Origin of the sequence: Paenibacillus donghaensis (genome assembly GCF_002192415.1) — a bacterium.
GTDB lineage: Bacteria > Bacillota > Bacilli > Paenibacillales > Paenibacillaceae > Paenibacillus_AQ > Paenibacillus_AQ donghaensis.
The window spans coordinates 3,300,629-3,312,946 of record NZ_CP021780.1 but is presented as its reverse complement, the minus strand read 5'-3'; the positions used below and the strand labels follow the sequence as shown (position 1 = coordinate 3,312,946).

General features: G+C 51.8%; 10 protein-coding genes and 1 pseudogene. 7 read left to right on the top strand and 4 right to left on the bottom strand.

What is annotated here, in order from left to right:
- Positions 1 to 397 precede the first annotated feature (397 nt).
- The 3 genes from B9T62_RS14350 to B9T62_RS14340 form a co-directional block, all read right to left on the bottom strand.
- On the bottom strand, positions 398 to 1,117 hold the full coding sequence (locus tag B9T62_RS14350; protein ID WP_087915880.1) for a DsbA family protein: 720 nt from the start codon (positions 1,115 to 1,117) through the stop codon (positions 398 to 400).
- 99 nt (positions 1,118 to 1,216) lie between these two features.
- A complete protein-coding gene (locus tag B9T62_RS14345; protein WP_087915879.1) occupies positions 1,217 to 1,969 on the bottom strand; it encodes an HAD family hydrolase in 753 nt (250 codons plus the stop codon).
- 35 nt (positions 1,970 to 2,004) lie between these two features.
- Positions 2,005 to 2,922 carry an ArsR/SmtB family transcription factor gene (locus B9T62_RS14340; RefSeq protein WP_087915878.1) on the bottom strand — a complete coding sequence of 306 codons (918 nt, stop codon included), beginning with the start codon at positions 2,920 to 2,922 and terminating at the stop codon, positions 2,005 to 2,007.
- A 136-nt stretch (positions 2,923 to 3,058) separates the two neighbouring features.
- On the opposite strand from B9T62_RS14340, the pseudogene B9T62_RS40720 reads away from it, so the two are divergent.
- From B9T62_RS40720 to B9T62_RS14310, 6 genes and pseudogenes are all read left to right on the top strand, one after another.
- Positions 3,059 to 3,437: pseudogene (locus B9T62_RS40720) on the top strand (MFS transporter); the annotation flags it as partial.
- A 92-nt stretch (positions 3,438 to 3,529) separates the two neighbouring features.
- The gene (locus B9T62_RS14330) at positions 3,530 to 4,258 is read left to right on the top strand and encodes a phosphonate ABC transporter ATP-binding protein (RefSeq protein ID WP_087915877.1); all 729 of its coding nucleotides are present in this window, start codon (positions 3,530 to 3,532) and stop codon (positions 4,256 to 4,258) included.
- A 42-nt stretch (positions 4,259 to 4,300) separates the two neighbouring features.
- A complete protein-coding gene (locus tag B9T62_RS14325; protein WP_211296460.1) occupies positions 4,301 to 5,575 on the top strand; it encodes a hypothetical protein in 1,275 nt (424 codons plus the stop codon).
- Entirely contained in the window at positions 5,568 to 6,266 is a 699-nt protein-coding gene (locus B9T62_RS14320) for a response regulator transcription factor (protein ID WP_087915876.1), read from the top strand. The genes B9T62_RS14325 and B9T62_RS14320 overlap by 8 nt, the downstream gene beginning before the upstream one ends.
- Entirely contained in the window at positions 6,263 to 7,714 is a 1,452-nt protein-coding gene (locus B9T62_RS14315; protein WP_087915875.1) for a sensor histidine kinase, read from the top strand. The genes B9T62_RS14320 and B9T62_RS14315 overlap by 4 nt, the downstream gene beginning before the upstream one ends.
- Positions 7,715 to 7,739: 25 nt before the next feature.
- The gene (locus tag B9T62_RS14310) at positions 7,740 to 8,822 is read left to right on the top strand and encodes a GNAT family N-acetyltransferase (RefSeq protein WP_169834383.1); all 1,083 of its coding nucleotides are present in this window, start codon (positions 7,740 to 7,742) and stop codon (positions 8,820 to 8,822) included.
- Positions 8,823 to 8,931: 109 nt separating this feature from the next.
- Here the strand turns inward: B9T62_RS14310 and B9T62_RS14305 are convergent, their stop codons facing one another.
- A complete protein-coding gene (locus tag B9T62_RS14305; RefSeq protein ID WP_087915873.1) occupies positions 8,932 to 10,155 on the bottom strand; it encodes a glucose-1-phosphate adenylyltransferase in 1,224 nt (407 codons plus the stop codon).
- Between the two features lie 304 nt (positions 10,156 to 10,459).
- Here B9T62_RS14305 and glgB point away from each other — a divergent pair, with 304 nt between their 5' ends.
- Positions 10,460 to 12,316: a 1,4-alpha-glucan branching protein GlgB gene (gene glgB / locus B9T62_RS14300; RefSeq protein WP_245864598.1), complete on the top strand. Its 1,857-nt coding sequence runs from the start codon at positions 10,460 to 10,462 to the stop codon at positions 12,314 to 12,316.
- The last annotated feature ends 2 nt before the right edge of the window (positions 12,317 to 12,318 follow it).

The window sequence follows — 12,318 nt, the reverse complement described above, 5'->3', positions numbered from 1 at the left end:
CCTCCAGCCATGTGCTGGCCAGGGGTCACCCTCTTTTGGATTCTTTTTGATGATAGAGAAGATTCAGGACCATGGTGATTACCTAAGTTCGAACCATTAATTTAGTTGCGATTCTGCATCTAATTGGTGGATTTTCAGCGTTTTGGAGGAAATAAGTGCGATAACGCATCTAATATCATCTTTTGAGCGTTAAAGGGCTGATTTACCCAAAATTAGTTGCACAATCGCACTTATTCGTCCGCTGGTGGGAGGTTCAGCCAAATTTAGTTGCACTTTCGCATCTATTTGCTCCGAACGTTCCGCGGCAACCTACTAAATGCTTGCTATATAAGTTGAACTTTAGATTATCATATGGGGTCTGGTCCTGCTAAGAATCTAACAATAACGACTATTTGGGCTACTTCCCGGCCTTGGCCAGCTGTGACTCAATCGCAGCCGTTAAGGTCTCGTATTTGGAGTCCTTCAGCAGTACTCCGTCTACCATAAACTTGGGAGTGCCATTGACGCCATAGGAGCCGGCGATCTTGAAATCTTCTTTCACGTCCAGCATATAAGTCTGGTTCTCCAGATCCTGCTTGAAGCGCTGGTAATCGATGCCATCCATATTGGATTTCACGAACTTCAGGATGAATTTCTGGGTAGCCCAGATCTCGCTCTCATCGCCCTGATTGGCATACAGCTTGTGCAAGTACTCCCAGAACTTCTCGTTGCTCTGCTGATAAATAGCCTCACCGGCACTGGCTGCCAGATAGGAATCCCGGTCCAGAAATGCAAAGTTCATGAAGAAAAATTCTACCTTACCCGTGTCTACATAATCCTTAATGAAGCTGTCGAGATATTTGTCCGTCCATTTCCTGCAGGCAGGACATTTGAAATCGGCGAATTCGATGACCTTGATCTTGGCATCAGGACTGCCCAGATGTGGCTGCTTCTCGTATTTCAGTCCATCGACTACGATCGTGCCTTTGACATCCGTATAATTCGGCAGATCCTCCAGGTCATTGTTGTTCCCTGTAATTAGATAAAGGGCTGCGGCCAGCAGGATTACTCCGGCTACAGCCAACAGCATTGGGATGGTGTAGCTGGGGGCCTGCTTGCGCCCGTTTCTATTATTCATGGCTTACCTCCGGCACAGGATGGAATCATACTGCAATAGATTATCAGACCTGTCCGTACTTGCCTATGCCATTTCTAACACCTTGCGTGGTACTGAACCTCAGCCGTGATGGGTGAGCCGGGCAGCAGAACGGATAACCGGAGGCACCTCATTAATGGAGGAGATGGTCAGTACTGACTGCTGCATTTCACGCTGCAGCTCAATCAGGTTGTAGAGCCATTCATTCTGCTGCTTCAGATAGATGCTGTTGATTCCGGCGGTGAGGGCTGGCAGCACATCTGTCCGCAGGGAGTTGCCAATCATCCAGGTAACCTTGCGGTCGAACTGATGGCTGCTCAGGATGTTCTCCAGTGCCTCTACATTCTTGTGCTGGCGGATATAGATCCGGTCGTCGAAATAGGCGTCCAGCTTCATCTGCTGGATCTTGCGCTGCTGAATTGTATCGTCGCCGCCGGTATACAAATACAGATGGTGGCCGTCCTGTTTCAGGGAATCCAGCGTTTCGACCATGCCGGGATAAGCTTCGATCTCCTGGTCGTAGACACTCATTCCAAGCTTCATCAGCTGCTGCTCATGATACGGGTCTGGCTTGCGTCCGTATTTGGCGCAGAAGAAGCGGTAGGTTGCAATCAGTGATTTGGGGAAATTGTCACTGGCCAGACCGCTGGTGCTGACCGTCTCCACGTCGATCTCAACCTGCTTGTTGCGCAGCTCCTGTGTGGTAGGGCCTTCGACGCTGAACCAGTCGCTCATGAATTCGAAATATTGCCCCAGAATGAGATCGAAATATTTGTTGCAGTGGACAAGGGTATCATCCAGATCAAAAATGACTTGTTGTGTAATAAATTTCATGCTGCTCACTCCTTGTATCTTCAGCTGTATCTTAATTATAAACGAATATAGGACTCCAGGAACATCTGAAGCTCGGAAGCCCCGTCCGGGCGGATACTGAACCGCTCGTCGCTGTCTCCGCGCAGATGAATCCGCAGCAGTCCGGCCACCCGCAGCATTAGCAAATGGTGCATCAGCATCTCGCTGGACTGGCCCAGATCCGACTGCATCTCCCACAGCGTCTTGGGCTCGCGTGCCACATAACGGAGCAGCCTCAGCCGGGTAGGGTCGGAGAGGGCTTTGGTCATCCGCAGCAGGACCGTAGGCGGCTCAGCCTCATCTTCCATCGGGACATCCACCGGATACTGCACAATCATTAATGTCTTGTAGAAGCAGTAAGTGTTAATGGGGCGGTTATGGTATGTAGGCAGCAGCACAATCGTCCGCAGATCGGGGATGTCCTCAATGACCACGCCGCCGGAGGCATATTCGATCAGCGCCATCGGCGCCATTTTGCTTTCGAGCATCTTTTTCTCGGAAGCATCTTCAATCAGCAGGGGCAAAATCTTGTGCTCCACCCGGCGGAAGTAATGTTCATGCCACAGACGCAGCAGCGGGATATACCCCAGCTTGATGCGGGTGCAGTCCTCCATCGTGAAGCCAGGAATAAACGGCGTAACGGAATGCATGCATTCCTCCAGCGAGACAGCTTCCATCACCTCCAGGAACTGCAGCACCTTGGCAGCAGGACCCCGGGTGTAAGCCAGCGCATACAGCACATCGTAATCATCTAGGGGCCACTGGGCAGCCTGCATCAGCGAAGCCACCACATGGGGCGGAATCCGGCTCTCGACCTCCTGAACCCAATCGGGTCCCATATCGAGATTGATGATCCATTTTCTTGTCACATATAACATAAAACTGTCCAGCAGCTCGTAAACCGGCGAGACATCGATTTTTAATTCATAGTCCATGAAGCAGGCACCCCCAATAAATCCGTCATTTCTATATATTATCTCTTGTTTTGAAGAAGGTTGTCCACTATAATGTTCTCTGTTTGCCTTTTCGCATGAGATTGTATAACTACTGTATTATATAGGAGGACTCATCTTCCGCCGCAGTTATGCTCTCGCATGGTATGCCTTGATTCCTGCGCTTTTATACGGCTATATGGAAGCCAGCCTGAACAGCAGCTTCCCGGTGTCTGGTCTGCGCATCGGCTACAGCACCGACCAGATTGCCGCCTTGCTGCCATTTACCGGTATTGGCGGGCTGCTGCTCCAGCTTCCGCTCGGCCTTGCCAGCGATCGGTTCGGCCGCCAATGTAGTAGCTTCCTTCCATTTCAGTCTCGGCAATATCCTGGGTCCGGGAATCGGCGGGCTGGTGCTGCAATGGGGCAAGGGAGGGTTTGTATTCGGGCTGATGGGGGGCCTTTACCTTCTCTTTGGCCTGCTTGGCTTATTATTCTCGCAACGGAAAGACATTTGAGTTAAGATAAGAACGAGTGCTCGCATGGAATTTGATCTCGCTTTCAGAGTACACTATAAGAAGTAGAGATGAAGACAGGAGAGACTGAACTTATGATTACAGTTGAACATTTAGCCAAAGCCGTTGGCGAGGATAAAATCCCGGTGCTGCGTGACGTGGGCTTTCAATTGGAAGCAGGCGAGCTGGTCGGTCTGCTAGGAGGCAGCGGCAGCGGCAAGTCGACCTTACTGCGCTGTCTGGCGCTGCGGGAGAAGTGGGACAGAGGTAATTTCAGAGTGGATGGCACCGATATCCACGGCAATTTCCTGGGAGGCAAGCGTAAGATCCGCCGTGAGTGGGCGTATCTGGAGCAGAATGCGGAGCTGAATCCCAACCGTACTGCACTTAAGAATGTACTGATCGGCCAGTCCTCGCAGACCCCGCTCTGGCGGATGATTACAGGAATGGTGCGCTCGGATGATTATATGGGCGCAATGGACGAGCTGGATGCGCTCGGACTGCTGGACAAGGCCAAGCTGAAGACAAGCCAGCTGAGCGGCGGCGAACGCCAGCGTGTGGCGATTGCCCGGGCATTGGTCCATGGCGCCAAGGTGATCCTGGCCGATGAGCCGGTGACGGGTCTGGACCCGAAGTCAGCGGAGAAGGTGATGGAGACCCTGCGCAAGTTATGCAAGGAAACGGGGCTTATCATAGTGACCGTACTGCCGATTGAGCTGGCAGAGCGGTATGCCACCCGGCTCTGGGTGCTTGAAGACGGCAGAATCAAACATGATGTTAAAGGGCGCAGACTCACGTCCCAGGAGCGTGCGAACCTGTATTAATATGATTATTAAGGCACACAGAAATGAGTGATGGAGTTGAAGTTGCCAGGACTTACGCGTGTCGTGATCCTATCACTGACGTTATCCCTGTTGCCCGGTTGCACCTTCATCAGCGACCCGGCCTCCAAGATGAAGGCGCCCAGGCTGTCCGCTGACAAAGCCACATTGATGGCTGCGATAGAATCGCTGAAGCCTACCGGTTCCTCCCTGATCCGTCCATCCAATGACGATGACAGCTCGATTTTTACCGAGGATCTCAATAAGGACGGAATCATGGAAACGTTGGTCTTCTATGAAACTCCGGGGGAAGCCGTGCAGATTCACGGTATGATTCTGGAGAAGCAGGGCGATACCTGGGTACGGAAGCTGATTTTTGACGGGGTTGGCACGCTGCTGGAGTCGGTCGATCTGAAGGATGTGACCGGGGACGGGAAGCTGGATATCATTACAGGTTATTCTCGTGGCGAGGAAAAAGGCGTGGTGGTCTACAGCTATTCGAGCGGTTCGCTTGAGGAATTGCAGGCATGGCCTTATTCCAAATATATCATCGGTGATTTGAATGAGGATGGAATCCAGGATGTTACGGTTGTCTATTTCAAACGTAATGAATTCGCCACCTTAACCACTTACCAGTATGATGATGGCTTTAAGTTGCTGGATAAGCTGGAGCTGGACCCGTATTTTAAGAATTATTACAATATTGTCGCAGGTAAAGTAGCCGAGGATCAAGAAGGTATTGTGCTGGACGCTGCTGTGGACTCCCAATCCGCCTACACCAACATGGTAATCATGGAGAACAACAAGCTGAAGGTGGTCATACCCGGCGATTCACGAACCTATAAAGACCGCTTGATCGACAGCGAGGATATCGACAAGGACGGAATTATCGAAATCGGGCTGCTGGAACCGCCTAAGGGTTGGGAGTATTTCGATCCCGAAGACATCCCGTATTTCAATTCCTATTATAAGTGGGACGGCAAGGCCGGATTAACCTTTGTGTCCCAGCAATATCGTGATCCACTGGACCGCTTTAAAATTCAATTTGACCCTGAGTGGCATGGCAGAGTTACCGTGGATACGAAGTCGGTCATGGACAAGTCGCTGAAATTTGTGATGTCCGATACAGGCGAGACGGTGGCGGAGTTAAGCTTCTTCTCACCGCTGGAATGGGACCGGGCCAAGAACAACGGCTGGGAGCTGCTGGGCAGTGATGCGAACAAGATTATTGGCTACCGTGGTGAACTACAGCAGAGTACAAACAGGGCGGACAGCAACAAAATTGCCTCCCCCATTGAAAGGAAGGGAATCGATGAGTAAAGTTCTGATCCTGGAGGATGAGGAATCCATCCGCAGTTTTATCGTAATCAACCTGAAACGAAACGGGTTTGAGGTAGTAGAGGCGGCGGAAGGCAATGAAGCGCTGCACAAGCTGACCACCATTCCGGATATTGATATTGCCCTGCTTGACGTAATGGTGCCTGGCATTGACGGGTTTGAGGTCTGCAGACGTATCCGGGAAACCAATGAACGGCTGGGGATTATTTTCCTGACCGCCAAAGTACAGGAGCAGGATAAGGTATATGCCTTATCAGTCGGGGCAGATGATCACGTCAGCAAGCCGTTCAGCCCAACCGAGCTGATCGCCCGTATTCAGTCGCTGCTGCGCCGGGTCAATGTTCACCGTGAGCAGTCAGCCAAGGTCTCCTTTCATTCAGGCCCCTTTACGCTGGACCTGATCGCCAAGCAATTCAAGCGTAACGGCGATGCGATTGAGCTGACGCCTACTGAATTCTCGCTGATCCAGTTCTTCCTGGAGAAGGAGAACACCCCGCTTAGCCGTGATCTGCTGCTTGATCATGTCTGGGGCAAGGAGTATATGGGTGATCCCAAGATTGTGGATGTGAACATCCGGCGCCTGCGCCAGAAGATCGAAAATAATCCGTCAGAGCCTGAATATCTGCAGACCGTATGGGGGCACGGCTATAAATGGAAAGGCCAAGGCCAATGATTAAGAAGGGGATGCGCAGACAAATTGTACTGCACTACATTCTTGTAGTCTTTATGGCGCTTCTCCTGGTAGAAGTCATTTTTCTGCTGGCCATCCGAACGTATTATTATGACAGTGTGTACCAGAAGATCAACTCGTACATTACGGCGGCGGATGAATACTATCAGACCTATCTGGTCCCCGGCGGTGCGGAGTCGTCCTCTCAGATGCAGGGACTGCTGAAGCATTTCAAAATGGACCTCACTGAGTTAGAGATTCTATCGCTCAAAGGGGATGTGATTACCAGTACGACCGGATTCCAGCCGGACCGTACAATCACGACCAGCGATGTCCCGGAAGCGCTGGGCGGCGACTTTGGCCGCTGGGTAGGACGGCAGGCGGGCACCAACGAAAGTGTGATGGCCGTCTCCAAGGTTCTCACCATTCATGGGCGTGACACCTATGTGCTGCGTTATATGACTTCCGTTGAACGCATAAACAGCGATCTGTTTAATATTACACTCGTATCCGCCGCTATTGGGGCAGCGGTAATGGCGATTGTCGTGTTATTCAGCTTCGGACTGGCGAATTCTATTGTCAAGCCGCTCAATAACATTACGGCAGTCTCTGCGCAGATGGCTAAAGGGCGCTTTAATATGCGCATCAAAGGCGACTATAAGTATGAGATTGGTGACCTGGCTTCCACGCTCAATTACATGGCACAGGAAATTGTCCGCAGCAACCAGATTAAGGATGACTTCATCTCCTCGATCTCCCATGAGCTGCGTACTCCGCTGACCAGCATCAAGGGCTGGAGCGAGACCTTGGTCTCGGGCGGTTATGATCCCGAGGAGACGAAGCTTGGCATGAGCATCATCTCCAAGGAAAGCGATCGTTTGATTGGTCTGGTAGAGGAGATTCTTGATTTCTCCAAGCTGCAGCAGAATGAGATGAAGCTGAATATTGGCGTTGTGAACGTTAAGGTGCTGCTGCAGGAGACGATTCTTAATGTGTGGGCGAAGGCGGAGAAGAAGCGCATCCGGCTGCTGCTGGAATGCGATGAGCAGCTGCATGTCAAAGGGGATGCCAACCGGCTGAAGCAGGTCTTCCTTAACCTGGTGGATAATGCGATCAAATTCTCGCATGAGGATTCCAGCATTGTCTTGTCCGCCCTGCCGCACAACAGCCACGAGGCTGCAATTGCGGTAAGGGACAGCGGAATTGGAATCAGCGAGAGCCATCTGGAGAGAGTACGGGACCGTTTCTTCCAGGTAGATGCATTAAACGGAGGCACCGGCCTCGGCCTGGCCATCTCCCAGCAGCTTGTGGAGCTGCATAACGGCAAGCTGATGCTGGACAGCGAGTTGGGCAGCGGCACCCAGGTAACGGTGATCTTGCCCGTCACCGACCGGCTTCCGGATGCAGAGCCTGCGCCCGAGCTGCAGCCCGATCCAGATGCAGAAATATAGAGACCTCAAGGGAGGAAAGATAGAAATGGATGATAACCAATCTACAGCAGGCGCCGCCTCTCCTATAGAAGGTATCCAGATTATCCGCGCCGACCAGGAGCATGCGGTTGATGTGCTCAGGCTGCTGAAAGGGGCGGCGCAGTGGATGTTGAGCTGCGGGATCAAGCAGTGGAACCCGGAACAGTTTACGGAACAGGCTATTGCCGGATATTTTGTGGACAGACAGGTGTATCTTGCTGTGGACGGCACAGAGGCTGTAGGTATGTTTACACTCCAGTTCAGTGATCTGCAGTACTGGGGAGATTTGAATGATGAGTCGTATGCCTATCTTCATAGACTCGCCGTTGATGTAACCCGGCGCGGGCAGGGGCTGGGGGAAGCCATGCTTCAGTTCGCTGTACGCCAGGCCAGAGTGCTGGGCTGCAAAGCCCTGCGCTTCGACACTGTAGCGCATAACATCAAGCTTAACCGTTACTACCAGGGCCTCGGCTTTCATTATAAGGGTACACGCGATATGGGAGCAGGCCGGCTTGTTAACCTGTACGAGCATTTCGAGCAAGCGCGAGGCCATGCCAAGGTGCTGCTACGATATATATCGCCAGCTGATTTCGAGCAGTTGAAGCGCTGGAGCCCCTCGGCCGAGTATCTGAAGCAGTGGGCCGGTCCGTCCTTCCGCTACCCTCTGGATGAGGAACAGCTGAAGCATTACATCGAAGGAAGCAACCATTCGGCTGAATCGGAATCCCTGATCTACAGTGCGGTCCACTCCGCCACCGGCCAGGTAATCGGGCATATCAGCCTGTCGGCTATTGACCGGGAGAACCACTCAGCACGAATCAGCAGGGTGATGGTAGATCCTGAATTTCAGGGGCGCGGCGCAGGCACGGCGATGGTGAAGGAAGTGCTGCGGATCAGCTTCGACGCGCTCAGGCTGCACCGGATATCACTGGGCGTGTTTGAGTATAATACCGCTGCCCTGAAGATTTATGAGGCGTGCGGCTTCCGCCGCGAAGGCAACAAACGTGAGTCCGCTCTGTTTAACGGACAATATGTAGATTGTATTGAGCTTAGTCTGCTGGATAGGGAATGGCGGGGCGACGCCACCTGATTTCACTGATCTTGGCTAACATCTAAAGGGGCTGCCGAACCTGTCTATGCAGACAAGTTCGGCAGCCCCTTTAGATTTGATACCCACTTCCGTAGATGAGTTACTTATTTTATGAAGGCAGGCTTTCAGCACGCAGGCGGCCCGTCTTCTCATACACCTCTTTCAGCATGCGGGTAGGCTGGGTACGTACGACCGGCTTAGCCGCAACCGTCTCATGGGGTCCCACTACGATAATATTATCGGCACTGCCTTTAATCACCGCACCGTCCTTAATCACCGCACCTTCGCCAATAATCGCATGTTCGATCAGCACCCCGCGTCCTACACGTACACCCGGCATGATAATACTTCGCTTAATCTGGCTCTGCTTGCCGATCTCCACGCCTCCGAAGATTACGGAACGCTGCAGGCTTCCCTCCAGCAGAGAGAAATCATCTACAAGGGAGTCCACTGCCGGAATCTGCACACGTGGCTTGTGAACAGACAGCATAGGCCGGCGCGCCCGGCTGAACATTGGCCAGCTGACATTGTCCAGCTGCCAGCCATTGTCAGCCTGAAGCAGGTCCATATGGGCTTCCCAGAGGCTGTCAACTGTACCCACATCTCTCCAGTACCCATCGAAACGGTAGGCAAAAAGGGCATCGTTCAGCTCCAGCATGTTCGGAATAACGTCCTTGCCGAAATCATGGCTGGAATTCTCTTCAGCCGCATCACGCAGCAGATGTTCTCTCAGATAGTCCCAACGGAACATATAGATACCCATGGAGGCCAGGTTGCTGGTAGGGTTCTGCGGTTTCTCGGCGAATTCGGATATTTTCAGATCCTCATCCACACTCAGCACACCAAATCGGCTGGCTTCATTCCACGGAACCTCGATCACCGAGATAGTTGCTTGAGCGCCTTTGCTTACATGATGCTCCAGCATCTTGCGGTAATCCATGTGATAGATGTGGTCACCCGAAAGGATCAGCACATTCTCAGGATTACGGCTGTTGATAAATTCAATGTTCTTATAAATAGCATCGGCTGTTCCCGAGTAGCTTTCTCTGCCTTCAATACCGGATGGAAGCAAGGTAACGCCCTGATCCTCTGTAGTATGCAATCCCCAAGGCTCGCCTTCACCAATATGCTGATGCAGGGATTCTGCTTCATATTGTGTTAATACGCCTACTGTGTCAATTTCCGAATTGACACAATTGCTGAGGGGGAAATCAATGATTCTATACTGTCCACCGAAAGGGACTGCAGGTTTTGCCATTTTGGAAGTGAGGGGAGCCAATCTCCGTCCTTCCCCTCCTGCCAATAACATGGCGATGCAATCTTTTTTACTCATTTGTTATCCCTCCCATTTTTTTGTCAATGCTTGTAATATAAACTGCCGCTGGCCTCTTGAAACGACATAAGGGAATTATATTGTGCTGTATCAAGGAAAATTACATGAATATTATTTGTTCTCAGTAAATCATTTCTTTTCAGAGCAAATCATTTTCAAAAGCGCCTGTTTCGGGTAATGTAATAGGTGATTCCTAAATGAAAAAGGTGGTGATGAATTGGCTGAAACATCAAACACGGAAACCCTCCCGTCATCTGCAGATATCTACTTGTTCCATGAAGGAACCAATTACCGCAGCTATACCATGCTGGGCGCGCACATAGCCGGCCTAGAAGGGATTTCCGGTGTAAGGTTTACCGTGTGGGCTCCTAATGCGGCATATGTAGGTCTGGCTGGTGATCATAACGGCTGGGACGGAATGTTGAACGCGGACTCGTTATATAGGATACCCGATTCAGGATTTTGGAGTCGTTTTTTCCCTGGGATTCGCCCGGGAACTTTTTACAAATACAGGATTGTCGGCCCAGGCGGTGAGAGCTTTCTAAAAGCCGATCCATATGCCTTCAAGGCCGAACTTCGTCCGGCCACGGCATCCGTAGTTGCCGCACTTGACGGATACGGCTGGGGAGATGCCGCCTGGCGGCGCAGAAGCAAAGCTCCCTATGCCCAGCCTATGAACATTTATGAAATGCATTTTGGAACCTGGCGCCAGAAGGAAGACGGCGAATACTACTCGTATCAGGAGATGAGCGGACAGCTGATTCCTTACCTGCTGGAGTTAGGATATACTCATGTGGAGTTTATGCCGCTGGCAGAACATCCCTATGATCTGTCCTGGGGTTATCAGGGAACCGGCTATTTTGCCGCAACCAGCCGATATGGTGAACCTCAGGAACTGATGTATCTGATTGATCAGCTGCATCAGGCGGGAATCGGCGTGCTGCTGGACTGGGTGCCGGCGCATTTTGCCAAGGATGCCCACGGCCTGCGGATGTTTGATGGCACACCACTGTATGAATATGGTGATCCTCTGCTGGCCGAGAAGCAGGGCTGGGGCACGTTGTCCTTTGATTTCAGCAAGCCGGAGGTCATCTCGTTTCTGATCTCCAATGCGTTGTTCTGGTTTGATCTGTACCATATCGACGGAATGCGTGTAGATGCGGTTACCAGTATGCTGCGGATGGATTTCGAACGGGAAGGCCAGCCGGGAAGCCCGCTGAATATTCATGGCGGACATGAGAATCTGGAAGCGATCCAGTTTATTCAGCGGCTCAACAAGACGATTTTTGAATATTATCCCAAAGCTTTAATGATGGCAGAGGAATCCAGCGCCTGGCCTGGTGTAACTGCACCTGTGCATGAAGGAGGACTGGGCTTTAATTACAAATGGAATATGGGCTGGATGAATGATACCCTGGGTTACATAGAACATGATTTCGGGGCACGCCCCTTTCATCATAATCTGCTGACGTTCCCGATCTGTTATGCTTACGCCGAGAATTACACCCTGCCGCTGTCGCATGACGAGGTGGTGCATGGCAAGAAATCGCTACTGGACAAGATGCCCGGCTCCTATGAGCAGAAATTTGCCGGACTGCGGCAACTGCTGGGCTATCAGATGACCCATCCCGGCAAAAAGCTGCTGTTCATGGGCGGAGAGTTCGGGCAATTTATCGAATGGAAGGATCAGGAGCAGTTGGATTGGCTGCTGCTGAATTATGAAAGCCACCGGCAAATGCTAGCCTACACTGCAGCACTTAACAAGCTTTATACCGTTGAGAAAGCGCTCTGGGAGCTGGATCATGAGTTGGATGGCTACCAGTGGATTGATGCGGACGACAGTGAGCAAAGTGTGGTTTCCTACATCCGCAGAGGCAAGAAGCCGGTGGATACGCTGTTCGTGATTATTAACTTTCAGCCGGTGGCGCGCCGGAATTACCGGATTGGTGTGCCGCGCGCCGGCACCTATGAAGAGATTTTCAGCTCCGACACCGCTCTATTTGGGGGTTCGGGGCAGCATAATGCGCCGCAGAAGAGCAGCAAGCTGGAATGGCACAAGCAGCTGAACAGCCTGGAGCTGACTATTCCGCCGCTTGGCTTCCTACTACTGAAGAAGGTTGCTGCGGTCCGCAGGAAATCCATATCGAAGGGGGAAGTTTGAAG